The organism is Hymenobacter sp. HDW8 (genome assembly GCF_011305775.1).
Taxonomy (GTDB): Bacteria; Bacteroidota; Bacteroidia; order Cytophagales; family Hymenobacteraceae; genus Hymenobacter; species Hymenobacter radiodurans.
In genome coordinates this window covers 1,997,039-2,022,680 of record NZ_CP049907.1, presented here as the reverse complement: position 1 = coordinate 2,022,680, position 25,642 = coordinate 1,997,039, and the positions used below count along the sequence as shown (strand labels likewise).

General features: G+C 50.4%; 22 protein-coding genes. 9 read left to right on the top strand and 13 right to left on the bottom strand.

All coding sequences use genetic code 11. The features are described 5' to 3' along the window. Positions 1 to 138: 138 nt before the first annotated feature. Positions 139 to 990, top strand: coding sequence for a hypothetical protein (locus tag G7064_RS08305; protein ID WP_166073224.1), 852 nt, complete (start codon positions 139 to 141; stop codon positions 988 to 990). Positions 991 to 1,085: 95 nt separating this feature from the next. Here the strand turns inward: G7064_RS08305 and secDF are convergent, their stop codons facing one another. From secDF to G7064_RS08280, 5 genes are all read right to left on the bottom strand, one after another. After that, positions 1,086 to 4,076, bottom strand: coding sequence for a protein translocase subunit SecDF (gene secDF, locus G7064_RS08300; protein WP_166073223.1), 2,991 nt, complete (start codon positions 4,074 to 4,076; stop codon positions 1,086 to 1,088). Positions 4,077 to 4,218: 142 nt separating this feature from the next. Continuing rightward, a complete protein-coding gene (locus G7064_RS08295) occupies positions 4,219 to 4,461 on the bottom strand; it encodes a hypothetical protein (RefSeq protein ID WP_166073222.1) in 243 nt (80 codons plus the stop codon). Beyond that, entirely contained in the window at positions 4,425 to 4,583 is a 159-nt protein-coding gene (locus G7064_RS08290; RefSeq protein WP_166073221.1) for a hypothetical protein, read from the bottom strand. Before G7064_RS08290 ends, G7064_RS08295 begins: the two co-directional genes overlap by 37 nt. Before the next feature lie 211 nt (positions 4,584 to 4,794). Beyond that, positions 4,795 to 5,427: a uridine kinase gene (locus tag G7064_RS08285; RefSeq protein WP_133271753.1), complete on the bottom strand. Its 633-nt coding sequence runs from the start codon at positions 5,425 to 5,427 to the stop codon at positions 4,795 to 4,797. Between the two features lie 207 nt (positions 5,428 to 5,634). After that, the gene (locus tag G7064_RS08280) at positions 5,635 to 6,219 is read right to left on the bottom strand and encodes a non-canonical purine NTP diphosphatase (protein ID WP_166073219.1); all 585 of its coding nucleotides are present in this window, start codon (positions 6,217 to 6,219) and stop codon (positions 5,635 to 5,637) included. Positions 6,220 to 6,853: 634 nt separating this feature from the next. Between G7064_RS08280 and G7064_RS08275 the strand changes: the two genes are divergently transcribed. The 6 genes from G7064_RS08275 to G7064_RS08250 all read left to right on the top strand — a co-directional run bounded on the left by G7064_RS08275 (position 6,854) and on the right by G7064_RS08250 (position 12,568). After that, positions 6,854 to 7,099 carry a type B 50S ribosomal protein L31 gene (locus tag G7064_RS08275; protein WP_133271755.1) on the top strand — a complete coding sequence of 82 codons (246 nt, stop codon included), beginning with the start codon at positions 6,854 to 6,856 and terminating at the stop codon, positions 7,097 to 7,099. 180 nt (positions 7,100 to 7,279) lie between these two features. Then, positions 7,280 to 8,488 carry a GlmU family protein gene (locus tag G7064_RS08270; RefSeq protein WP_166073218.1) on the top strand — a complete coding sequence of 403 codons (1,209 nt, stop codon included), beginning with the start codon at positions 7,280 to 7,282 and terminating at the stop codon, positions 8,486 to 8,488. Between the two features lie 40 nt (positions 8,489 to 8,528). After that, positions 8,529 to 9,662: an ATP-binding protein gene (locus tag G7064_RS08265; RefSeq protein ID WP_166073217.1), complete on the top strand. Its 1,134-nt coding sequence runs from the start codon at positions 8,529 to 8,531 to the stop codon at positions 9,660 to 9,662. A 222-nt stretch (positions 9,663 to 9,884) separates the two neighbouring features. Then, positions 9,885 to 10,853, top strand: a complete 969-nt coding sequence (hemC, locus tag G7064_RS08260; RefSeq protein WP_166073216.1) for a hydroxymethylbilane synthase — start codon at positions 9,885 to 9,887, stop codon at positions 10,851 to 10,853. 80 nt (positions 10,854 to 10,933) lie between these two features. Then, positions 10,934 to 11,575 (top strand): peptidylprolyl isomerase, encoded by a 642-nt coding sequence (locus G7064_RS08255; protein ID WP_166073215.1) that lies wholly within the window; start codon positions 10,934 to 10,936, stop codon positions 11,573 to 11,575. Positions 11,576 to 11,662: 87 nt separating this feature from the next. Then, complete coding sequence (locus G7064_RS08250) at positions 11,663 to 12,568, top strand: SDR family oxidoreductase (protein WP_166073214.1); 906 nt, start codon at positions 11,663 to 11,665, stop codon at positions 12,566 to 12,568. 117 nt (positions 12,569 to 12,685) lie between these two features. On the opposite strand, the gene G7064_RS08245 is transcribed toward G7064_RS08250, so the two are convergent. From G7064_RS08245 to G7064_RS08225, 5 genes are all read right to left on the bottom strand, one after another. After that, positions 12,686 to 12,907, bottom strand: coding sequence for a hypothetical protein (locus tag G7064_RS08245; RefSeq protein ID WP_133271761.1), 222 nt, complete (start codon positions 12,905 to 12,907; stop codon positions 12,686 to 12,688). Positions 12,908 to 13,234: 327 nt separating this feature from the next. Beyond that, positions 13,235 to 14,137 carry an ABC transporter permease gene (locus G7064_RS08240; RefSeq protein WP_166073213.1) on the bottom strand — a complete coding sequence of 301 codons (903 nt, stop codon included), beginning with the start codon at positions 14,135 to 14,137 and terminating at the stop codon, positions 13,235 to 13,237. A 166-nt stretch (positions 14,138 to 14,303) separates the two neighbouring features. Further along, on the bottom strand, positions 14,304 to 15,281 hold the full coding sequence (locus G7064_RS08235; RefSeq protein WP_166073212.1) for an ABC transporter permease: 978 nt from the start codon (positions 15,279 to 15,281) through the stop codon (positions 14,304 to 14,306). Between the two features lie 6 nt (positions 15,282 to 15,287). Beyond that, positions 15,288 to 17,024 (bottom strand): ABC transporter substrate-binding protein, encoded by a 1,737-nt coding sequence (locus tag G7064_RS08230; protein ID WP_166073211.1) that lies wholly within the window; start codon positions 17,022 to 17,024, stop codon positions 15,288 to 15,290. Positions 17,025 to 17,171: 147 nt separating this feature from the next. Continuing rightward, the gene (locus G7064_RS08225) at positions 17,172 to 17,369 is read right to left on the bottom strand and encodes a hypothetical protein (protein ID WP_133271765.1); all 198 of its coding nucleotides are present in this window, start codon (positions 17,367 to 17,369) and stop codon (positions 17,172 to 17,174) included. Between the two features lie 746 nt (positions 17,370 to 18,115). Between G7064_RS08225 and G7064_RS08220 the strand changes: the two genes are divergently transcribed. Continuing rightward, complete coding sequence (locus G7064_RS08220; RefSeq protein WP_166073210.1) at positions 18,116 to 19,261, top strand: hypothetical protein; 1,146 nt, start codon at positions 18,116 to 18,118, stop codon at positions 19,259 to 19,261. A gap of 77 nt (positions 19,262 to 19,338) precedes the next feature. On the opposite strand, the gene G7064_RS08215 is transcribed toward G7064_RS08220, so the two are convergent. Together G7064_RS08215 and G7064_RS08210 are read right to left on the bottom strand one after the other, a co-directional pair. Beyond that, positions 19,339 to 21,375, bottom strand: a complete 2,037-nt coding sequence (locus G7064_RS08215; RefSeq protein WP_166073209.1) for an OmpA family protein — start codon at positions 21,373 to 21,375, stop codon at positions 19,339 to 19,341. A 99-nt stretch (positions 21,376 to 21,474) separates the two neighbouring features. Then, the gene (locus tag G7064_RS08210) at positions 21,475 to 22,536 is read right to left on the bottom strand and encodes a tetratricopeptide repeat protein (protein WP_166073208.1); all 1,062 of its coding nucleotides are present in this window, start codon (positions 22,534 to 22,536) and stop codon (positions 21,475 to 21,477) included. Between the two features lie 303 nt (positions 22,537 to 22,839). On the opposite strand from G7064_RS08210, the gene G7064_RS08205 reads away from it, so the two are divergent. Then, positions 22,840 to 23,262: a BrxA/BrxB family bacilliredoxin gene (locus G7064_RS08205; protein ID WP_133271769.1), complete on the top strand. Its 423-nt coding sequence runs from the start codon at positions 22,840 to 22,842 to the stop codon at positions 23,260 to 23,262. Positions 23,263 to 23,340: 78 nt separating this feature from the next. Here the strand turns inward: G7064_RS08205 and recQ are convergent, their stop codons facing one another. Continuing rightward, on the bottom strand, positions 23,341 to 25,539 hold the full coding sequence (gene recQ / locus G7064_RS08200) for a DNA helicase RecQ (RefSeq protein WP_166073207.1): 2,199 nt from the start codon (positions 25,537 to 25,539) through the stop codon (positions 23,341 to 23,343). Positions 25,540 to 25,642: the final 103 nt, after the last annotated feature.

Genomic DNA, 25,642 nt, shown 5'->3' with positions numbered 1-25,642 from the left:
TACTTACCGGTGGTCGCCTTTACCCGAACGCAGTGTGCCGGGCCCAGCACACGTTGCCTAGAGTAACCGCTGCTACTAACTCATTTCTCTCTGTCAGTCAACCTTTTACTTCCAGGCACCGCTATGTTTATACTTTCCATGAATACACTGCGCCGGCGTTTGCTCGCTGGCTGCACGGCCCTGCTGTTATTCTCCACGTCGCTGGTAGTCAGTAGTTGCGACGACCTAGATGGCGTGATTCCTTTTGGCCCCAAGCCCACAATACGCATCAGCACCAGCCCTACGCTCGGGCCCTATCTGGTCGATAAGGACGGAAATACCTTGTATTACTTTGCCTTTGATGTGGCCGGTACTCCTAACTGCACCGGCGCCTGCGCGGCTCGCTGGCCCGCCTTTTATGATGCCAACCTGGTAGTAGGCAAAGGCCTCGATTCAAACGATTTTGCTACCATCACTGGCTCCGATGGCCGCCTACACACCACCTACCAAGGTTGGCCGCTTTACTATTTTGCCCCCCAAGCCACCCCGGAAAGCCCGAATGTGCGGGAAGCCCCTGGCGCTACGGGCGGCGATAATTTTGGGAATGTATGGTTCGTGACCAAGCCCAACTATGCCTTGCGCATAGCCCGCGCTAGCGTAACGAATAAAACCACTAATCAGAGTTCCGTAAAGAGTTTTCTGGTAGATAGTAAGGCTCGGACGCTCTACGTATTCGCTCCTGACCGCACCAGCCCAACTACGCAGCCTAATTGTATTGGCCCCTGCGCCAATGTGTGGCCGCCCTTTTTTGAGTCTGGTCGGGTGTTGCCCACCGCTTTAAGCAGCAATGACTTTGGTGCGATTACCAGGCCTGATGGCCCTAACGGCACCACCCGCCAGCAGACTATTTACAAAGGAGTGCCTCTGTATTACTTCGTAAATGATAACGCCACCCGCGGTAAAACTGAAGGCGAGGGTATTGCCAACTTATGGTCGGTAGCCACCCCGTAAACGTTGCCTCGGTCCAGTCGATAGGGTCTAGAATTTCAACAAAAAAGCCCTCCAGATCGTGTCTGGGGGGCTTTTTAACTAGGTGATAAGCAAGCTTAGCGCGTTACCGGGGCCGATAGCTTGGAGGCATCAGCGTCAGGCGTGTCGGTAGCTAGTGGATCGTGATGACGGCGCTCTTTGCTGCCATAGGTATCCAGAACCAGCGGAGTGGCAATAAACAGCGTTGAATAAGCACCCACAATTACGCCTATAATCATAGAGTAAGAGAAGGAACGCAAGGTTTCACCACCGAAGATGAACAACACGATTACTACCATCAACACGGTAGCCGAGGTGATAATGGTACGGGAGAAAGTACTGTTCAACGCGGGGTTCGCTACCTGAGCAAACGTCAGCTTGGGGTTCTCCTCTAGATATTCCCGAATACGGTCGTAGATAACTACGGTATCGTTGATCGAGAAACCCAGAATGGTAAGCACCGAAGCCACGAACACTTGGTCCATTTCGTAGGTGATACCAAATAAACGAGCAATCGGGAAGGCCACAATTACGAAGAGCACGTCGTGCAACAGAGCGACAACAGCGGCCATGGAGTACTGCCACTTCTCGAAGCGGAACAACACATACACGAAGATGCCGATAACAGACAGCAGCAAGCTAATAACCGATGACTGCTTGATATCGTCGGCGACGGTAGCGCCCACTTTCGAGCTGCTTTTAATAACTGGGTTGGCTGAAGCGTACTCGCGCAGACCCGCTTGCACTGCTTGCTCTACTTTTTGGTCAGCGACGGTGCTCTCATCGTTGGCGAGGTAGCTGGTCGTAATGCGCAGGCGGTTAGGTGCACCGAAGGTTTTTACTTCAATGCCTGCTTCTGCTAGGTCATCGGTGAGCGACTCCCTTACATCGGAGGCAACCATGGCCTTGTTGAAATCGACAGTGTAGCTACGGCCACCCCGGAAATCAACGCCCAAGTTAGGCCCACCTTGAATTGCCATCAGCACGAAGCCAAATACGATAATGGCCGTTGACACCGCATAAGCAATCTTGCGCTTGCCCACGATGTCAAAGTTGAAGCTTTTGTTCAGGTTGAGCGACAAAGGTCCCTTGAAGCTTAAGCTAGCAGCAGTTTTACCCTTAATCATCCAGTCGATGATGAGGTGAGAAAGGAACACAGCCGTCAGGAACGAGGTAAGAATACCAATTCCAAGCGTGATAGCGAAGCTTTGTACCGGACCTGTGCCGAAGAAACCCAGAATAAGGGCGATAAGCAGCGTGGTAATGTTAGAGTCGAAGATGGCCGAAAAAGCAAGGCTATAGCCTTTGTTAACCGCATCCTGAATACTCAAGCCTGCCTGTAATTCCTCTCGTATCCGCTCAAAAATCAGTACGTTGGCATCAACGGCCATACCGAATGTCAGTACCAAGCCGGCAATACCGGGCAGCGTCAGCGCAGTGCCAAACTGAGCCAGTACACCCAACACCAAGAAGATGTTGAAGATGAGGGCCAGGTTGGCGACCATACCAGCTTTGCCGTAGTATAGAGCCATGAACACAACAATGATAATCAGACCAGCCAGCGAAGAGTAAAGGCCCTGGGCAATAGCTTCTTTACCCAGCGACGGACCAACAACGGCCTCTTCTACAATGCGAGTAGGAGCGGGCAGCTTACCGGCCTTCAGTACGTTGGATAAGTCTTGGGCTTCTTCAATCGTGAAATTGCCGGAGATGCTAGAATTGCCCCCCGAGATTTCAGCCTGCACTACAGGAGCCGAATACACATTGTCATCGAGTACGATAGCTACCTGACGGCCTACGTTAGCAGCAGTCAGCTTCTGCCACCGGCGGGCACCAGTGGGGTTCATTTGCATCGAAACCTCAGGGCGTCCGCCTTGGTCGTAATCTTGGCGGGCGTCGCTTACTACCTCACCACCGAGAGGCGCTATAGCATCCGTCGTTTTGCGAATGGCGTACAGCTGCAGATATTCCTGCTTGTCAATAACAGTAGGCTTTACATCCCACAGAAATCTCAGGTTGGGGGGCAAAACTGCTTTTGCTTCGGCGCTAGCGAGCAGGTCATTTACACGGGCCGTATCGCGCACGTTAGAACCCAGCGCGCCAGGCATCGTGAACAAGCGGGCCAACAGGCTGCTCTGCTGCAGATTGGTTGTGTCGGTAGTAGCAGCGGCTTTTTTCTTGGCAAGCTGGCTAGCTAGTGACGTTGAGTCGCCAGTAGCAGCAGTTGCAGCCGTGTCAGTAGTTGTAGCTGCAGCTACGGCAGGCTTGGTGCTAGCGTCTTTCGCTACCAGCACTTCGTTCAACTGATTGAGGTAGGGGGCAAATTCATCGTTGCGCCATACTTCCCAGAACTCCAGTTTGGCCTGACCTTGCAACAGCTTGCGCACACGCTCGGGGTTGTCGACGCCGGGCAATTCGATCTGAATGCGGCCGGTACCTTTTACCCGCTGAATGTTGGGCTGATTTACCCCAAACTTGTCAACGCGGGTACGTAGGATGTTGAAAGAACGGTCGATAGCTTCTTCTACTTCCCGGTCGATAGCACCAATAATCTGAGCATTCGTGGAGTTGATGTCGATGCCGCGGCTCTTGTTGGTCGTGTTGGCGAAAATGCGAGCCAGTTTGCCCTCAGGCGCTATGGAACGATAAGCCTGCGAAAACAACGACGTGAACGGCGTGCCCGAATTGGTTTTCTGTAGCTCCTGCGCCTGAGCTAGCGCTTTGGTGAAGGCCGGATCTTTAGAGTTGCCCGACATAGCCCGGATAATCTCAACTGGCGAAACTTCCAGCGTCACGTGCATGCCACCTTTCAAGTCAAGGCCAAGACCTAGCTCGCTCTGACGCACATCTTTATAGGTGTAATCCACACCGAGCACGTTGATCACGGGCGCGCGCCATACCGAGTCGAGGTAGCGCTGACGCTTGAGTTGGTTTACCTGTCCATTGCTGGTGGCGTAGGTTTCGGCCTGCTGCTGCACCCGGCGCGACACCATGGTGAACGACAGGAAGTAAATGCACAACACCGATACAATAAGGGTGAGGGCGATAATAAGTCCTTTATTACGCATACTACTAAGTTGATTTGTTACTGTGCTATTGTGCTGAATACTTCAAATGCTATTATTCTACTGAGACAGTTTGGGAGAAGCGATAAGCATCCGATACTAGCGGTGTATCAGCTTTCTGGTCAGTAGAAAAGCAAAAAATCAGCTAGGGAGCCTGCGGCGAGAGCGCAGCCAAAAGCAGGCGAGCGCGGAAAAAATCCGGTATAGCACCAGGCTGGGGGGCAAATTTTAAGGTCTTCGCCAGCAAGCGAGGCCAGGTAAGAGGCACCGACGCCGGAAACCAAGCGTCGGCAGCGGGGGCTAGCCAAACGGCGGCGCTACCCGTGGCTTCCAGAGTTACTTTCTGCTTTACTACAGCTGCCTTTGGGGCCGCGCCAATACGCGCCATTTGCCCCCAGGCACCCGCAGCGTAGCCACTGTCCGGTGGTTTAGCCCCAGCACAAATAGCAACGTAGCCGCGAGCAGCACGAAACGGAAATGAGCTAAAAAAGTGAGGCGAGCAGAGACCATTAGCAAACTAAACGCTACAAATATAGCCATTTGGACTGCGCAGCCCAAAGTAGTTACATCTCGGGTGGCTATTTTAACCGCTAAATGCAACTGCTGCTGCTACCAAATGATTCAAAAATGAGTCACTCAAACACTGCTCAACAGCTATTGTAAACACAAAGAGCGTAACCGTGTAGCTACGCTCTTTGTGTTTGCTTCCCTATGAAAAAGCCTACTCTTGGCGAGCGGCGGCCACTTTGGTGCGCAGAAATGAAACCAATACTTCTAGACCTTTATCAAAGTGTCTGTTATTCGGAATCACGATGTCGGCATCCTGCTTGAAAGGCTTGATATATTTCTCGTAAGTAGGCGCTACGTGGTGGGTATAGCGGTAGAGCACATCCTCTAAATCGTAGCCCCGCTCGTCGCGGTCGCGCACAATGCGGCGCTGCAACTTCACATGCTCGCGGGCATCGATGTACACCTTCAGGTCGAGAAGGCGCGCGACTTCCTCGAAGTAAAAAACAAAAATGCCCTCCACCACAACGATAGGGGAAGGGCGAAACACCAGCTCTTTGGGCTGAACATTCGGGTTGTTAAACGTGTACTCCGGGCGCCGAACCTCCAGCCCCTGACTGATGCGCAACACATCGGCCGCATAGGCTGCCGAGTCAATAGAAGAAGGTAAGTCAAAATTAGTGACGCCATTGGGGTCAACCAGTTGGCTTTCACGCGGGTGGTAATAGTTGTCTTGGGATATCAGACAAATATCGTCCTCAGGAAAAGAAGCGAGCAAACGGCGCAGAAACGTGGTTTTGCCAGAGGCGCTGCCACCCGTAATACCGACGATGAAAGGATGTTGCATGGGGTGGGAAAGCGGCCCGTACCAGCAGGGCCAACCGTGCAAAATTAAGCAAAATGACGCCAGCGTTACGCCTTTTTGAAAAAAACGTAGCCGAGCTAACCTACTTGCTTCACCCTATCTAGTTGGTTTAAACCACCATCTAGTAGCCGTGATCAAACAACGAAACTTGTTTTGGGGGGCTTTTTTACTTGAAAATAAGTTCGCGGCCTAGCTCCCCCGGTTGCTCAGAAAAGTGATCAACTCAGCTACTGCCCGGCCCCGATGACTTAAGCTGTTTTTCTGCTCAGCTGTCATTTCGGCAAATGTTTGGTCGTGCCCAGTGGGCTCAAAAATCGGATCGTAGCCGAAGCCTGCTTGTCCGCGTGCTTCCTCCACAATGCGGCCTTCCACAACACCATTAAACTCCTGCCACTCTCCATTGGGCAGCACCAGCGCGATAACGGTACGAAACTGAGCGCTACGGTCTGCTGTGGGGGGCAAATCCTGGAGCAGTTTGGCCATATTGTCGGCAGCATTGCGCTGGGGGCCGGCGTAGCGCGCTGAGTATACCCCAGGCGCGCCGTCCAATGCCTTCACTTCCAGGCCGGTGTCATCGGCAAAGCAAGAGGTTTGATAGTGTTGCCACACATATTCGGCCTTTTGCCGAGCATTGCCGGACAGCGTATCCTGCGTTTCGGGCAGTTCCTCGTGACAGCCAATCTCCTGCAAACTCACCAACTCAATCGTCGCCGGCAGTAAAGCTCTGACTTCGGTAAGCTTGTGTTCATTATTCGTGGCAAAGCAGATACGCATGTAGTCAGATGAAAATATGTGTTAAAAAGCCGACCAAAGCCGGCATTCTGAGTGAGTAAGAGCGGTAAATAATTATAACAATGATTACCGAAACAGTATCCTTATACTGTGCCAAGCCTGTTCCAACTCCTCCGAAACGGAATTCCAGAGCTGAAGAAGGCCATTCTGGGCACTTTGCTGGTTTCGGGTACTAGATAATTTGCTGTTATCGGCCTGCCAAGTGATGGAGTCCGTTGCTGCGCTGGACGAATAAAGCTTTTGCCCAAACTCAGAGCCTCCTTTCTGAGTAGGAAACTGATACGCGAATGCTTGCGGAGCAAAGGGTAAGGGTGGAGTTGTGCTTGCTGAATATTGAGCGTAAGAATAGGCTTCTCTGACGGGTGGTAAGGTGGAAAAGCGAAGCTGCAAAGCAAGTATAACCAAGAGAAAACCAGTTGAATACACCATAAACCAGTAGTAAAAACGCAATAAGGGTAGTGCTCAAAACTAATCAAAAACCGCTAGCGTACTCATTATAAGGCTTAAGGAGTGTGAAATGCCGCTCGTAAGTTTTTAATTTCAAATGGAACGCGTACTTTTGCAATCCCTTCCGCAAAATCGGCAGGCATAGAAGGTTTTAACGGTATTTCCGATCATGAAAAAAGACATCCATCCCGAGTACCGCGAAGTCGTGTTTCAGGACACTTCCAGCGACTTCAAATTTATCACTCGCTCCACGATGAACTCTACCGAGACCATCACGATGGAGGATGGTAAGACTTATCCAGTTGTAAAAGTGGAAGTTAGCAGCGCTTCGCACCCTTTTTACACCGGCAAAAACGTATTTATTGACACCGCTGGCCGCGTGGAGAAGTTCCGCAACCGCTACCAGAAGAAGTAGTCATTCGGTTATCCGTTCTGCGCCGTCCTTGATGGCGATATACAGAACCTAGTATTAAAAACTCCCGCTGGCATGTCTGGTGGGAGTTTTTATTTGTGCCAACTTGCCGCCGAATATATCTGGGAGCCAAATTGCCCCCAGTCATTACAACCGATTCGTGACGCCTGTCACCAAAATGCTATGCACGTCTTACTCTTCGACGATCCTGCTATTCGGCCGCGCCTGTTGCCCTTCACGTTCACTCGGCCCGTGGCTGCCCTGCGCTGCGGTATCCTGACTATTGCCGAGAAGTGGCAGCACCGTTTGGGCCAAGAGATTTTTTATCTGACCGAACCCTACCTACAAGCCAAGTTTCCGGCTGTGGCTGTAAGCGGTCCGGCTCTAGTAATCAACGGGGCCGTGCTGCCCGATGAATTATTGGCGCGACAGATACAGAATTTGCCCCCCGGACAAGCACTCGTTGATGGCGAATTGCTGGTGGCTGCTCATCTTCCCGATGCCAGCAAAGTAGCTGAGCTAATTCAGGATGGCTTAGCCAGCACCACTGAAGTGGCTGAACCCGTTACCGTAATCAGTGAATTGTGGCATCTGTTCCTGCGTAATGGCGCCGAGATTCGGCAGGATTTCGACCTACTCACCCGCGGTCGGCAATCAGAGCCCATTGGCGATGTCCATACCATCGTGTACGGCGCCGAAAACATCTTTATTGAGCCAGGAGTAAAAATTCGGGCAGCCATTTTGAATGCGGAAGACGGGCCAATTTATCTGGGTAAAAACTCTCAGGTTCACGAAGGCGCTATTATAAAAGGCCCCCTGGCTTTGTGCGAAGGCTCCCATATTAACGCAGGCGCCAAAATGCGCGGCGACAATACCGTAGGGCCTTACTCCAAAGTGGGCGGTGAGGTAGGCAATTCCATCTTTTTCGGTTATGCCAACAAAGGCCACGACGGCTACCTCGGCAACTCCGTGATAGGAGAGTGGTGCAACCTAGGCGCAGATACCAACACTTCCAATCTTAAGAACAACTACGCCCCGGTCAAAATCTGGAGCCACGCGTCTGGCCGCTTCGTGAATACTGGGCAGCAGTTTTGTGGTCTCATGATGGGCGACCACAGTAAGTGCGGTATCAATACCATGTTCAATACGGGTACGGTAGTAGGAGTGGGGGCCAATATATTCGGGGCAGGCTTCCCGCGCACCTTCATCCCGAGCTTCAGTTGGGGTGGCGCTGCCGGCTTCGAAACCTTCAAACTGCCTAAAGTAGCCGAAGTAGCCGAACGCGTTATGGCGCGGCGTCAGCTTGAATACGATGCCACGGAGCAAGGAATCATGCAGCATGTGTTTGAGGCCACAGCCAAGGATAGAGTGTGGGAAAAAGCTATTGGATAGCTAGTACGAATTAGACTAACCTAACCGAGCGACTACGTTCATGCGCTTCGCTGAAATACCTGATCAAACCAAAGTCAAGCAGTTGCTGGTGCAATCGGTGCAGCGGCAGCACGTGGCGCACGCGCAGCTTTTTCGGGGCGCTGAGGGCTCAGCAGCTTTAGGACTAGCCCTTGCGTACGCTACATTTCTGAATTGCGAGGGCCGCACCCCTACCGATGAAGATTCTTGCGGCCGATGCTCAGCTTGTCAGAAACTGGATAAGCTCGTTCATCCAGACTTGAATTTCATTGTGCCCGTCACCAGTACCAAACAAGTGCCGAAGGATGCAGTCAGCAGTAAGTTTGCCGCCGACTGGCGCACGTTTGTGCTGGAGAATCCTTACCAAGGGCTGAACGACTGGATGCAGCACATTGGGGCCGACAACAAGCAAGGCAGCATTTCCAAGGAGGAAAGTCTTCAACTGTTAAAGCTGGTATCACTGAAAGCGTTTGAGGGCCGCTTCAAAATTGTGATTATCTGGCTGCCCGAGCTCATGCACCCTGCGGCCTCCAACGCCGTGCTAAAGCTACTGGAGGAGCCGCCGGCGGCCACCATTTTTTTGCTGGTCAGCCACGCACCCGAGCAATTACTGCCCACCATTATAAGTCGCGTGCAGCCCGTGGTAGTTCGGCCTTACACGGAAGATGAGTTGACGACTTATTTGCACGATGAGCACCACATACCGGAGGCCAAAGCCCGCCAGCTTGCCCAGGTAGCTGATGGTAATCTTGGGGCTGCTCTAGCGGCCCGTACCGCCCCCGACAACGACTACTTCACCTTCTTCACTGAGTGGATGCGTCTGTGTTTCCAGGACAACTTTTCTAAAGTGTTGGAAAAAAGCGACGAGTTCCAGAAAATGGGGCGTGAAAATCAAAAGGAGTTTTTACATTACGCCCTCGGATTGTTACGCAAAGTGCTGCTGTACGGCCTCGACGCACAATTAATTCCGCATCTGCCTGCCGCCGAGCAACAGTTCGTGACCCGCTTCAGCCGCTTCGTGCATCTTAGAAATGCTGAGTCTATTACCACTGAGTTGAACGATGCTCACTACCATGTAGAGCGCAATGCGAATCCGCGTATGGTCTTCGTGGATACCTCGTTGCGCATAGCTGAATTGCTGAAAATGCCTACGTAAATGCCGTAAAGGCAATAAATACAGTTTGCTAAATTGCTATAGCTGCTGCTAAATAAGCTATAGCCATGCCATTGCTAACGGCATTTGTAGCTTTGTATCACCATAGGGAAGCGCTTGATACAAGCAATCTCAGATGGGTTAGGCTGGGGTTGCCGAAGTATGACGGCGTTAAAATTGCCCCCCGACGTGCTTTAACCAGTTGTCATTAAGTAAAACTGTTAGTTGGAAACTACGCTCTTCAATCGTCCCATTCGCATAGGTACCCGTGGTAGCCGATTGGCTCTGTGGCAAGCGAATCATGTAGCGGCCTGCTTGGAGCGGGAATTATTTCAAACCGAAATAGTAATTATCACCACGAAAGGTGACGTGGTGCTCGACCGCTCTTTGGATAAGATCGGAGCAAAAGGTGTGTTCACGGAAGAGCTAGAAGAGAGCCTACGGAATGGCTTTATTGATATTGCTGTCCATAGTGCCAAGGACGTACAGAGCACTATCCCTGATGATCTGGAACTGCTGGCTTTTATGGAGCGGGAGAAGGTAAACGACGTAATTGTCAGCTTCGACCCTAGCTTCTCCCTTCAGCAGCCGAACATTGTGCTGGGTACCAGCAGTACGCGGCGGCGCTCCATGCTCAAGCGCTACTACCCAGATATTATTACAGCGGAAGCTCGCGGCAACCTCCAAACCCGATTGCGCAAGTTGGAAGAAGGGCAATACGATGCACTGGTACTAGCATTTGCTGGCGTGCACCGCATGGAGTACGACCACCTGATTACGCATGTGCTGCCCGAAACGCAGTTTGTGCCGGCGGCTGGGCAGGGAAGTGTCGCTATTGAGTGCGCCAAAAACCTGGAGTTAGGGCGTAAGATAGCGCTCCAAGGTATTCTGGACCATACGGATACTCATGCCTGCCTGCGTGCCGAACGGGCGTTTCTGCGCACTATGGAGGGCGGCTGCAGTATTCCATCCTTTGCCTTGGCTACCTATACCGATGAAGGCTTGCTGCAACTCCACGGCGGTCTCATCAGCCTTGATGGGCAGCAGTACGTAGAGGAAATAAGCGCCATTACCGACGTTGATCAAGCAGATGCAATGGGCGTTAGATTAGCCGAAACCGTGCTTCGCCGTGGCGGTAAGCAGATATTGGCTGAAATCCGCAGCCACCGGGAGTCAGAATCGAGCACATTTTAGGCTAGATGAGCTTGAAGCACGTATTCGACAGCCATGGAATCCACGTCATTTCAACCAATTACACCTAGCGTTTTAGCTTTATGAACCATGTTTCGCGCGTCTGGGCGCTGACTTTAGCTTTTATCTTGACTTTCACATTTGCGGTTCAGGCTAAAAAAGCCCCCCGCAAAAGCAAAAAGGATGAAGTAATTACTATCAGTACCAATCTCGGTGAGATGAAGCTGATTCTCTTTGAAATGACGCCTCAGCATAAGGCTAACTTTTTGAAGCTGGCACACAGTGGTTTCTATGATGGCACCACTTTTCATCGCGTCATTCAGAATTTTATGATTCAGGGCGGTGACCCAAATACCAAGGATACCGACCCAAACAATGATGGCGCTGGTCAGCCCGATGCCGCAACCATCCCGGCCGAAATTCGGCCAGAACTGCTCCATAAGTTTGGGGCTGTGGCTGCCGCCCGTCAGGGCGACTACGTTAATCCTACCCGTGCCAGCAGCGCGTCGCAGTTTTACATTGTGCAGAATCATCAGGGCACAAAGCACTTGGATGGGGCCTATACGGTATTCGGGCAGGTAATCAGTGGGCTCGACGTTATCGATAAAATTGCCACGCAGCCCACTGGCCCCCGCGACCGGCCGACCACCGATGTGAAGATGACTGTCAAGGTGGATAAACTGAAAAAAAAGAAAATCACCGAGCTGTATGGGTATCAATACTAAGGTTGCGGGTGATCTGCTAGTTGAGAGACTGGCAGATCACCCGTAGTTCTTTGTAACAATCTCATCTATCTAAGAAACAATTTGTGTATGCGTATTCTGCTCACCGGTTCTAATGGATTGTTAGGTCAGAAGTTGGTCGAACTGCTTCGCCAGCAACAAGGCGTAGAAATCATTGCCACTTCGCGCGGGACCAACAAGTTGGCATCTCTCTATCCTGATCTGCGCTTCGTGCCGCTGGATGTAACTGACCGCACCCAAGTTCAGCAGGTGTTAGGTAACGAAAAACCTACACATCTTATTCACACAGCTGCTATGACTAATGTGGATGAGTGCGAATTGAATAGGGAATCATGCTGGCTGCAGAATGTGACGGCCGTAGAGCACCTCGTGGAAGCTTGTGAGCACCACAAGATTCACCTCACCCATGTGAGCACTGACTTCATCTTCAGCGGCGAAAAAGGCCCCCTAACGGAAGAAGAGGTACCGGCTCCCATCAACTTCTATGGGGAAAGTAAGTGGGCAGCTGAGCAGATTGTACAAGCCAGTAAGGGCGCGTGGGCTATTGTGCGCACAGTGCTCGTATATGGTATTGTGCACGATTATGGCCGCACCAATATTGTGCTTTGGGTGCGCGATTCTCTACGTGCCGGCAAACAGATCAACGTTGTAGACGACCAATTCCGCACGCCTACTTTGGCTGAAGACTTGGCCCAGGGCTGTTGGCTGGTGGCGCGCCACAATGCAACTGGCATCTACAATATCAGTAGCAGCGAGTTGCTGACGCCGTACCAGATGGCCTTGCAGGTAGCCGACTATTTTGGGCTCGACAAGTCGCTGATTATAAAGGCCGACGGTAGTACGTTTACCCAGCCTGCCAAGCGTCCTCCCCGCACTGGTTTCATCATTAGTAAAGCCCAACGCGACCTGGGCTACAAGCCACATACTTTTCAGGAGGGGATAGCCTTGCTAGCACGCCAAACGGAGGAAGCATAAACGCAAAAAACCCGCGGGCAGAACCTGCGGGTTTTTTAACACACCTATTGCAACAACCTTTATTGTTTCGGCAGCGCCGCGAGCAAAGGCCGCGTGCCGAAACCATTTATTTTAATTTTACCAATTACCATCTGTTGCTGAGGCTACCATGCCTACAAGCAAATTACCAACTATGACTGCCCGGCCACTGCGCAAAGCAGATTGCGCCACAGCATAGGGGATCAAGTCTCCATCAATGGTTTCGAAATCTGACATCTGCGGGGCCGATTGCCGCGCCATTTCTATCAATAAGTAACGCAAAGCGTACCCCTGACGACGTTTGACAAGTAAAGAGGGCATAATGACTTAGAACAGGCAAGCGGAGTGAAAACCAGCAATGCTTCCGGGCACTGCCTGATCTTCGTTACAATAGTACGACCTCAATAGGCCTCGTGGAAAGGAACGTAAACCCACTTTTGTGACTTGAACTATTTGAATATTTTTTGCTTATTCTTCTCTATCATACTCGTGTGATTTACCTAGTAACATTGCTTATTGCCCTTTTATGAGGTTTTAATGAATTCAAGCCTCTAAAAACAAATAATGATGCTATCAAACCTCGTTTAACTATATATCTGCTCAAAAGGAAGAAATAGTTGTTATTTGTGACATAGAGAAAATAAAATATTAGGCAGAAATTTTATTGATAGTGACTTGACGGAGCGCTAACGTGGTTCCGGCAAGTACTAAAGCTGGAAAAATAATTAACCACCAAGCAGTCGGATCAAGACGGGCGGCTGCTAATGTTCGGCCCCAACTAGGCATTTCGGGTGGTAGGCCCACCCCGATAAAGGAAAGTGTGGTTTCTAAACCAATAAGGGCACTAATGCTAAGTGGAAATGCCGTGCGCACAGTTCGCCAAGCATTTGGTAAAGCATGTCGCCACAAAATTTGCCCCCCAGACAAGCCTATAGATCTAGCTGACTCTATGTAAGGCAAAGCACGAACCCTCAGAAGCTCAGCCCGAACTAGGTGAGCTGGCTCAGGCCAATAAGTGAGAGTTAACAGTAGAAACAAGCCTGTTAAAGAAGAATCTAGCACGGCTGCTAACGCCAGAATAAGCACCAACCGAGGTACTGATGCTAATAATGACGCGGCCCCTAGAACAAGTCGGTCGGTCGGAAAGGGCCAAGTGCGCCGCAACGCAGGTACACGTTTTAGAAATTTACTTGTAACGACAGCAGCAGGTATGCCTAAAAGAAGTGGCCACCACGTCAAAATAGAATCAGAACTAAATACCCCCAGAAAGAACAATGCCCCCATTAGCCAGTAGGCAATGGGTATACGAAGCCCAGAATTACCCCAGAAACCGGCTGCACTGCCCAAAAAAGTCCCCAATACAGTAGCAAAAAATGCTGCTGGCAAGCTCACCAAGAAAGCAGTGCGCGCTCCATACACCAATGCTGTTAATACATCGCGACCAGCCCCATCGGTCCCAAGCCAGTGATGGGAAGTTGCAGAGTCGTTGGGGGGCAAAAATGGTGATTGCGCTACATGATTCAGGTCGATAGAATCGGGAGGAAAGGGCAAGGGAAGCCAAGGTGCCAACAGGGCAACACTCCCTATTAACATCAACCAGCCGATTGCAATTATGTGCCGCGCACTGTCCTTTTTCTGCAGTCTCATGCCTGCAAGCGAATTCGTGGATCCGTCAGAAAATACAGTGTATCAGCTACTATGAGGCCTAGCAAGCGCATTATTGCCACCAATAAAACGCCCCCACGAGAACCGGAAAGTCATGGCCGGCCGCTGCATCAGCCATCAGTCGGCCCATACCAGGCAATGCAAAAATCACCTCCACTACCACGGCCCCAGCTACAAGTGCGGGCAGCAAATCGGTGAGTAAGGCAATGACTGGCAGTAGCGCATTGCGTAGGGCATGTCGCGTAGCTACCTGATAAGTCGAGAGTCCTTTGGCGCGAGCAGTAATTGCATAATTAGCTCCCAACTCATGCCGCAGCGCATCATGTAGCTGAACAACCAAGGAGGGTAGCTTCACTAGAACCAAACTGGCTAACGGGAGCGCGCTGTAATACAGATAAGAGCTAATCTGCTCGCTCCAGGGGGCATTTTCGAGGGTTTGTTGGCCCATGCCATACGCAGGAAAAAGCGGGAGAATATCAGGATTGGCAAGCAGAAGTAATAACCCCAAAGCCACTACAAATAGGGGCAGCGCGTCAATTCCGTACAGAATAGTGAGTAAAAATGCTGGCCCACCGCACACAAGCCACAAGCCCAGAGCTATGGAGAGCAGGGTAGCCAGTAGAGCAGCACTGATGGTAAGCGGCAAAGTAAACCGCAGCGCCTCACCCAACACGGCTGTAACTGGTTGGCCACTGCGATATGATTGGCCCAAATCGCCGTGCACTGCGCTCCTAAGCCACCGGTGATATTGATTGTCACTGCCATTCCATTGCCATACCGTGCCTGTAGATGACCGACTTCGGGAAAAATAGAAGACAGGCCCAGCAAGCCCTAAGCGTTGCTGTACCCGCAGAAGCGCATTTTCACGTTCGGCGGTAGTAATGCTCCGGCTTTCTGTATTTTCATTAAGGAGAGCTTGGTTCAATAAATCATCAGTAGGCAGCGTCCGGCTAAGCAGAAAAACCAGCGAAACAATGGCCCATGTGGCTGGAATAGTGCGTAGAAGTCGGTACAGCAGAAAAAGCCACATGCTGATTTAACTTTCCGGCAAAGGTTCGATCGTCGTAACGTCGTAGCCCGGGCGTAGCCCCGATACGCGCAAATTGGTAAGCTCTCGATCTGCAGCGAGGCGGTAGCGATAAAAGAATAGAACAACAACAGGACTTTCTGTTCGCATAATAACCTGAAACTTGCGCAGCAACTGTGCCTTCTGGGCTGGGTTTTCCTCGCGTACAATAGCTTTAATAAGCTTGTCACTTGTTGGTGTTCCGAAACGAGTAAAGTTGCTGATGTCAATACTCGAAGAGTGTAAAAGCGGGCTGAAATCGTAGGCAAAGGGATTTCCTGACAGTGTACGCAGGTAAATATCAAAGTTGCCGGTCCGCAGCTTGCCCAATAGCAGCGTTGATTCTGTGGGCCTCAACTGGATGGGTATGCCAAGCTGCGCCGCGGTGTTGCGGAGCTGTAAAGCAATGGTTTCGAAGGTGGAATCACCGGCCCGATAAGCAATGCTTAACTCCAAAGCTTGGCTTTGACCACCTGCTAAGGACTTAGTCCAACTGCCTGTACTTTGCCGCATCCAGCCTGCTTGCTTTAATAGCATTTCTGCCCGTTGGGGGGCATATTTGAGTAGAGGCAGGCTATCATTATACAATGCCTTTTCCTGCGGATTGATGAGGCCAACACTCGGATATGCCATTCCATTTTGGGTGGCCTTGATAAGTGCTGGTATATCAAATAAGTAGCTTAAGGCCTGGCGCGTCAGCCGATCATTCAGTGGCGCACGGCTGGTATTAAAGCCCGCCAGGACCATCTCATAGGAATCGGCTGTATAAAAGTGCAATGTTTTCTTCCCGCCTTCCGATGTACGCAGACGGTCGAATTCGTTCGCGGGGACCATCGGGAAAAGGTCTATGTCTCCCCGTCTTAACGCCAGCAATGCCGTAGCATTATCCGGAATAATCTGAAATTCAATCTGTTTTGGCTTAGCTACTAAGGGATGCTGCTGTACCGGCAGTCGGTCGGCCCACCAGTTTGTCTTACGGCGGAAAGTTAGGGCTTGCCCGCTACGCCAAGATGCCAGCTCGTAAGGCCCTGACCCAGGAAGATTCATTGGACTCTTATCCAAATTAGCCGCATTATAACGCTTCACAAAAGCTGCTAACCCGGGATATTCATTCAAAGAAATAGGATTGGGCTGGGTTAGTGTCGTTAAGGAAATAGTGCGTAGCTGGCGTTTTGGGTCTAGGGCGTACTCAGGAAGAATAGGATAATCGCCGGAAACATCTGCGAACTCTGGGGCGCGCCCCCGACATACAAGCGTAAACCGACGTGTATCGGTTGAGTCCAAGCGCACATCCTGAATAAAGCTGAAGGTGGTTCGGGCTACTTCATTGGGCAAACCCGGCAAGTTCATTATCTTCAAGGTAAAGGCCACATCCTGAGCTACTATGGGTTGCCCATTGTCCCAGGTAGCCGCGCTTCTGAGCCGATAGGTAAGTAGCGTTAGCGAATCTTGGTACTGAACTGTAGGTAGACTTTCGGCCAACCACGGTACCCATACCTTCTTTTGATTGTCTACGGTCAGCAGATTCTGGTATAATAACCCTATGGCCTGATTGGCAAGATCGTTAGGGATTGTGAGTGGATTTAAAGACTCAGGATCGCGCACCCACCGCACCCGAACAGCATCAGGAGACGACGCTTGTGGATTGCAAGCGGGCAGCAAAATAATAAGAAGATAGAGCCCCAGCCCCCTGAGTAGTCGCCGCATAAGCTAACAACCGCGTAGAAACGGCGCCGGGCAAGTTAGCTAAGATTCCCCAACTGGTGGAGATGTATCTTAGCTAACTTGCCCGAAGCGTATATAAAATGGTAGATAAAGTAGCTGTCTACCGAGCGTTTCTAGTATGAATAGAATCTAGCGAGCATTGCCATCGCTCCAGCCGCTGCTGCCGCCTTGAGCTGTTAGATTACCATCACTCCAGCCGCTGCTACCGCCTTGAGCTGAAGCTGTTTTATTGCCATCGCTCCAGCCGCTGCTGCCACCGTCAGCATTAGCAGGAGAAGAAAATACAGTAGCGAATTGAAGAAGGGCGAGAGCAAGTAATTCTAGCATGGTGTCAGTTAGTTGTGTGTAGTTCAGTCGATGAACTACACAAATGTGGGGTACCAGGGAAGAATATGAAAGGAAGATTAATGCGTAAATATGACTAGGATATTGTAAATATTAATTTGGGTATAATTGATAATAAAAAACAAATCTATTCTTAATTATATTATTTTTCCCATAGATTTGGCATTATAGAAAGGCAAGTTTGAATCAGTTTGGTATAAAAATAAGATATAGTGTAATTATGAAATTAGCTAGCTTTAAATCTGCGTATAAGTCGTAGGTTGCTTACTTTGAAAGTGTAAATCATGGATATTTGCTTCATTACATATCAAATACATCCGATTTTCTAAAATTGTACTCTATCTATGGAAGACATCAGTAATCTGGCTAAAATAATTATAGATAGACGGGTTGGGATGCCTCCTCTGATTGACTTTAGCGCGAAATCGTCTTCCAACAAAGAGATTGATCTCGTACAGATGCTGAGTAGTGAACAGCAGGCCACCCAACTCCAGGTCGTAAAAGCACTTTATTCCAAAGTTAATTCCACGAATCAGGCTGCTTTTCGAAAGCTGAAGTCGAGAGTACAAAAGAAGTTACTCAACCATTTATACTTCCTTGATCATACCGATCCTCGTCATTTAATCTCACGGCGATATGAGCTGCAATGCTTAGAACTGTTTCATCAGGCAAACATTCTGTTTAGGGAAAGTGAGTTTGAGCTTGCCGAACGGTTAGCTCGTAAGTGTTTGCGGCTGGCCTTAGAAGGCGAGTTTACGCAGTATACAGTGATGAGTTTAGGCTTTCTACGGGATTTATACGCCCAGTTAAGAAGGCCCACGCAATACCGATCCATCTCCTCTCAACTGGTTCACTACCAGAATATAGCAGTGGTTGAGGATCAGGCTAAAAATGTGTATTTGGGTGTGCGCATGGAGCAAGCCCAAACGGTGCGTTCCCGGCGCGTACTATTAAACGAACTCTCCGAACACATTGCCAAAATAGAGGCGCTACATCGAAAAATAAATACCTACAATACCTTCGAGTATGTGTATCGCTTACAATTGATGCGCGAAGAATTATCAGGGAATTTTGAGGAAATCATTAAAATAACCAGCACTACCGAGGCTTTATTTGAGGAGGGAAAGGTCAATAAAAAGCGGTTTGATACCCGATTCAATAAGTTCATCAGTGTGTGGGCGCATTTGCGGGGCCGCCAGGTAGAGCATGGATTACGGCTTGCAGAAGAATATATCAAGGATTTTCATCCTTCCTCGGCCAACTGGTTTTACTTTCTCGAGCACTACATGCTGCTGGCCTTGCACGCTAAGGAGTATAGCAAAGCATACGAAATACTGCGTTTAGCGCGCAAAAACCCCTACTATGGGAAGCAGCGTGCGGCGGCTATACAGCGTTGGGACCTGTTTGAGGTGTACCTGCACTTCATTCAGCCTGAGGGGTCTTCTCTGCGGCTACAGTTCAGCCAGTTTATCCAAACCGTACCTGACTATAGTCGGGACAAGCAGGGGTATAATGTGGCCATCTTGGTGCTACAGTTTCTGTATTATCTGCGGCAGCGCAATCTGGATGCGTTGCTTACCCGTCTGGAAGGGCTGCGAAAGTATGAGCAGAACCACTTGCGCGACCCAGCCACCTTGCGCAGCCAGCTGTTTTTTCGGCTATTGCTGCTAACGGTGCGGGAAGATTTTGCCCCCCAGGCCTGCGAAAAGAAAGGTCAGAGCCTGCTCAACCGTTTGCGCGAAGCTCCGCAGCCCGGCGATGCGTATGCCGAAAGCGAGATCATTCCCTACGAAGATCTATGGGACTTAACGCTCAATATTCTGCGGGTTAATGCGGAGGCCCAAGCCGCCGAAGAAGCAGGGCATGAACGCTAATTTTGGCAGGCACATGTCACAAAAAAAGCCCCCGGAAATCCTCCGGGGGGCTTTTTTTGTGACATGTGCCTGCTGTGCTATTTGCCAGTTACTTTAAATTCCGTGCGCCGGTTGAGCTGGCGACCTGCTTTCGTGGCATTTGGTGCCACGGGCTGGGCATCGCCGTAGCCAGCAAAGGTGAGGCGCCCTTTATCGACGCCTTTGCTCACTAAGTAATCAACTACGGCTTTAGCCCGGCGCTGCGACAAATCTTTATTGTAAGTGGCTTGGCCCACGTTGTCGGTATGGCCACTGATTTCCAGACGCAAGGCTGGAGCTTCGGCCAATAGCTTTTGCAGTCTCTCTAGCTCACTGGTGCTTTCACGCCGCAACGTGGCCTTATCAAAGTCGAAAAAGATATTATTGAGCACAACTTTTACCCCAACATCAAGCTTTTTGAGGCCGATATCTTTTATCACCTCCGAATAGGCTGCTCCGGCTGGCAGATCGAAGTTTTCAGAGTGAAACAGGTAACCTTCCTGACGTACTACAATGCCGTAATTAACGCCTGAAGGAAGCGAAACCAGATAACGGCCCGACTGCGCATTCGCCAAAAACGAAGCAATAACTTCGTTGCGCTGGTTATCAATTACTTCGATTGTAGCTTCTAGCGGTTGCTTTGTTACGTCATCGGTCACTACGCCTTTCAAAATAGTCACCTGAGCCGTAGCAATAGGTACGGACGGAGCTAACAGCGCTTCCTTCACAGGCTGGGCCCGACTGGCGAGGAGTTGATCCTCTTGGGAAAGCATGGGGGGCTTTTCTGGGCCTAGGAAAGTGATCTGGTAAATGTCTTTGCCGCCTAAGCCTTCTTCGCGAAAACTAGAATAGTAGCCGTGGCGACCTGAGGCAGAAATCACAAAAAATACATCGTCATCGGGCGTATTAATGGGCCAGCCGAGGTTTTCGGGCGCGCTCCATTTGCCGTTCTCAAACACTGCTTTAAAGATGTCGTAGCCGCCCATCGAGTTATGGCCCTCCGAGCTGAAATACATGGTTTTACCATCGGGATGCAGGAATACGCCCTCTTCGCCGTAGGGCGTATTTATAACGGAACCTAAGTTCAGAGCCGGACCACGGCCTTCCAATTCCACTTTGTATATATCGCGGCTGCCCAGTCCACCTTCTTTGTCGCTCACAAAATAGAGGCTGCGTCCATCGGGGGTATAAGCCGCCGACGATTCGTGGCCTTTACTGTTAATGCGGGCGCCTAGGCGCTGCGGCTTGCGCCATTCGGCGCCACGCAAATTCGCTTCGTGCAAGTCGCCGCCGTTGTCCTCCACATACACTAGCATGCGCTGCCCATCGGGAGAAAGCCCAACAGTGGCATCGTGGCCATCAGTATTAACCGGGGCTTTCATATTGCGGGCCGCGGCCCACTTCTGGCCAGTGCGTGAACTTTGATAAATATCTTCAAAAAAACCGCCGGTTTCGGGATCGGTTTGCTCTCCCGTTGAGTTGTCGCGCCGCGAAGTAAACATCAGCACCGATTCATCAGCCGAGATTACGGGGCTGTAGTCAGCATAGGACGAGTTGATAGTGGGGCCAGCATTATCAATAAAAGCGCGTACTGGCTTTTTGCTCATTTTCTGGCCGTTCTCGCACTCAGTAATCTTCTTACGAATGTCAACCAGGATCGGAGCAGAATTTTTGCCCCCCGTGGCCGGCTGAGCCGCTTTGTATTCAGCAATGGCCTCCTGCCATTTTCCATTCAAATGAAGGCCACGACCCAACAAATAATGAATGCGCGGATCAGCATCAGGGCTCAACTTATACGACTTTTGCAGAAAGCTAAGCGCCCGTGGCTTGAAGCCTGAATGCAGGTAGCAATCACCAATTTTAAGATTCAACTCCGCATTATCTGGGTTAAACTTTTGTGCGGCTAGGTAGTGAGGCAAGGCCTGCTCGTAGCGGGGCGGATCCATGTCGTAACTACCGTCGCCCTCTTTAATCTCGCGCAACGCCGCTTTTAGGCCCTCTTTATCGTCACCGAAACGGTCTTTGCTAAACTCCACGCTCTGCGCGTGGACTGCCTGGGCAAAGAGCAGGATAGTGAGTAGAAATAGCTTATACATTTTGGTACTGTATTATTCTGATGTGTTTTCTCCTGAGCTGATCAGTATCAGGAGTCATTTGACATTTGCCGTCGCGTGGCTCGCAGTATATATCTTGTTTTATTCGCTGCCACAGCCGGAGTTCGCGGCATAGCTACTGGCGGCTTCTAGGCCAAGCTCGGCGGCTTTGCGCCAGTCTTGGCAAGCGCCGGCTGCATCGCGGATCATTTCGCGTGCGTGGCCACGGTTGAGATAGGCTTCTGCATATTGTGGGTTAAGGCTGAGAGCCTTACCTGCGTCAGCAGCCGCTTTTTTATAATCCTCCAGCTTGAGGTACGCAGCCGCTCGATTATTCCAGGCAAAGGCATAAGAGGCATCGAGGCTGAGCGCTTTATTGAAATCTTCGACTGCCCCGCGGTAGTCAGCCGCCTCATAGCGGGCACTGCCACGGTTGCTGTACGCAATGGCGTTATCCGTTTTTTTGGTCAGATAATCATTGTAATCCGCTAGAGCTCCTTTTAGGTCACCTGCTCGCCGGCGCGTTGCTGCTCTGTTCAGCAGCGCAGGTAGCAAGTCGGGTTGTAGTGTTAGGGCTTTCGTATAGTCCTGAATGGCGGCCGCAAAGTTGCTGAGCTGCCGTTGGGCACTACCTCGGTCGTGGTAGGCGTAAGCATAATTTGGGTCGGCTTTCAGTGCCTGATCGAAATCCGTTTTAGCCGCTTGATATTCGCCTTTTTCAAATCGCAGGGCTCCCCGATAGTACCAAGCTGGTGCGAAATCAGCTTTGGTTTCAGCGGCTTTAGTATAGTCTTGCTCTGCTTCCGTACGCTGCCCCAACGCCTCGCGGGCTTGGCCCCGCCCAAAGTAGGAAGTATGGCTCGCAGGCTCCAATCGGATGGCGGCGTCATAATCTTGCACGGCCAGCGGATACTCGTTTAGCTCGTAGCGGGTGGTAGCACGATTATAATATGCTTTGGCGAAGTCGGGACGGGCTGCCAGCGCTTTATCAAAGTCCTGAAGAGCAGCTTGATAGCTTTTGTTGTTAAATTTTGTTACGCCACTGTTATAGAGCTTCTCCGCTAGTTGGGCGGGCGGTAGCGTACTGGCGCGCACTGTGTCTACCTGAGCATGGGCAATACCAGCACTACCAGCCAGAATGAACAAAATATATATGCGTAGCATGTAATTCAATATAAATGATTTTCAGGTGATAAATATAATTTTATTTGCTCAATAAGCTTATTAGATGCCTAATAAGTTTATTTTAATTGTATTTAAATAATAATAATTTGACATGCAAACTAGCCTTAAACGGTTGTAGTAGGCAGTACTAGATGTCGTGTGCGACTCATCATGTTTAATTAAATATGATGAGTCGCAACCAGTGTCCTTAAATAATGGTTGTGCAGGCAGCGCCGAAGTTTGCGTATTTTTGCGCGGCCTTCGGGCCTCTCATTTGATTTTTCATTTCAGCCTATATCTCTCATGGCATCTTATCCCGAATACATGGTAGCCCCTATCCGCCAAGACCTTACGTCAGCCGGATTCGAGCAGCTTATGACCCCCGAAGAAGTTGATTCAGTGCTCAACGAGCAGAGCGGCACCGTGCTGGTAGCCGTAAACTCGGTGTGTGGCTGCGCTGCTGCTAAAGCCCGCCCCGCTCTGAAAATGGCCTTGGCCAGCACCGACAAGAAACCGGCTAAGCTGGTGACCGTGTTTGCCGGCATGGAAACCGAAGCCGTTGAGAAAGCACGTCAGCACATGTTGCCTTATCCGCCTTCTTCCCCTTGCATTGCCTTGTTTAAGGATGGCGAGCTGGTGCATATGATTGAGCGCTACCACATTGAGGGCAGCGACACGATGCGTATTGTAAATAACCTGCAAGGCGCATTCGAAGAGTATTGCTAGGCTATAAAGACGCCACAAAAAAGCCCCCCAGACTGATCTGGGGGGCTTTTTTGTGGCGTCTACGCTCCAAATTTTAATTTAGTTAGCGTATTCGCTTAGGAACTTGATGCGCATCAGGCGTAAGTCTTCCTCTGTGTACTCATCCGGGCCGAGTTCTTTCAGGGCTACGGCAATATTGTCGGTATTCGACTGCAGAAAGTAATCAGTGATTTCGGCTTGGCGGTCGTGGTCCAAGATGCCGTCGATGTAATAGTTGAGGTTCAGCTTGGTGCCAGCGTAGCAGATATGCTCAATCTCCTCCATCAACTCACGCATGTCGATACCTTTAGAAGAAGCAATTTCTTCCAGATCCATTTTCTTATCGATTTGCTGAATAATGTAAATCTTGATTTTTGACTTGTTGACAGCCGATTTTACCACTACATCAGCGGCCGTCATGATGTCATTATCCTCCACGTATTTCTGAATCAGCTGCAGGAAAGGCCCCCCAAACTTGACGGCCTTGCCTTGACCAACGCCGCCTACGTGGGCGAGGTCGTCCATCTTCACGGGAAAGGTAGTGGCCATTTCCTTCAATGATGGATCCTGAAACAGTACGTAAGGAGGCAGATTCTTATCCTTCGCAATCTTTTTGCGCAGGGCTTTTAGCATTTCAAACAGCGCCTCGTCGTGACCGGCGGCCTGTTGCACCTCTTCCTGTTGCTGCTCCTGCTGAACCTCTTCGTCGTAGTTGTGGTCCTTCGTGAGCTTGATTGAATGAGGATTTTCGATGAATTCTTGACCTTTAGGACTCATTTTTACGACTCCAAAATTTTCAATATCCTTTTCCAGAAAACCATTGAGTAGCACCTGACGGAGCACCGAGTGCCAGAAGGCAGCATCATGTTCTTTGCCTTGCCCATATACTTCCAGCTTGTTGTGACCGTAGCTTTCTACGTGGGCATTGTTCATCCCCATCAGCACTGTGCCGATGTGCTCAAGACCAAAGCGCTCCTCCGTTAGCACCACCGCCTTCAACGCCATCAATACTTCGTCTTTAGCCTCAAAACGCTCTTTTGGGTGTTTGCAGTTGTCGCAGAAGCCACAGTCTTTCTCAAACGTTTCGCCGAAATAGTGTAGCAATTGCTTGCGCCGACACACCGCTGAATCGGCGTAGTTGGCCATTTCCTGGAGGAGTAGCTTAGAGTTGTCGCGCTCCGTAACGGGCTTGTCTTTGTTGAATTTCTCCAGCTTCACAATATCGTCGTAGCTGTAGAACATCAAGCAATTGCCCTCTAAACCATCACGGCCACCACGACCAGTTTCCTGGTAGTAGCCTTCAATGCTTTTGGGTGTGTCGTAGTGAATTACAAACCGCACGTCCGGCTTATCGATACCCATACCAAAAGCGATAGTCGCAACAATAACGTCGGCTTCCTCATTCAGAAACGCATCCTGATTAGCCATGCGCACTTGCGGGTCGAGGCCAGCGTGGTAGGGTAGAGCCTTTACATCATTCACCCGCAGCAACTCCGCAATTTCCTCCACCTTTTTGCGCGAAAGGCAATACACAATGCCTGCCTTGCCCTTGTGTTGCTTGACGTATTGAATCAGCTGCTTTTTAGTATTGTGCTTCGGCCGGACTTCGTAATAAAGATTGGTACGGTTGAACGAGGTTTTGAACACTGAAGCGTCGTCCATTTGCAGGTTCTTCTGGATATCCAGCTGCACTTTGGGCGTGGCCGTAGCGGTAAGCGCAATAATGGGCACATTGGCCCCCAGATTATCTATAATGCCGCGAATCTTGCGGTACTCCGGCCGAAAGTCGTGACCCCACTCCGAAATGCAATGCGCTTCGTCAATGGCTACGAATGAAATTGTAGCCTTTTGCAGAAAGTCAATGGTTTCGTCTTTGGTAAGCGACTCAGGCGCTACGTACAGCAAGCGCACCTCGCCGCTAATAACATCTTTTTTGACCCGATTAATTTCTGATTTCGACAGCGTTGAGTTCAGAAACTGGGCATTGACGCCGAAAGCGTTCAGCTGATCGACCTGATTTTTCATCAAGGCAATCAGGGGCGAAATCACAATGGCCGTGCCCGGCAGCACCAGCGCCGGAAGTTGGTAACAGAGCGACTTTCCCGCCCCAGTAGGCATGATAACGAAGGTATTATGGCCATCAATAACGTTTTGAATGACGGCTTCCTGGGTGCCGCGGAACTGGCCGTACCCGAAAACTTCCTTTAACTTGCCTTTCAGATCAGCCGTGGGCGCTGTTACTTGTTTTAGGGCTGGCATGGTCTCTCTCACTTACTCGGTTGTGGATTGCGAACGGGAGTACAACACCGCATGTTGAACTCTCAATCTAATGGTTTTTTGGTATTTACTAAACAGTAGGTGG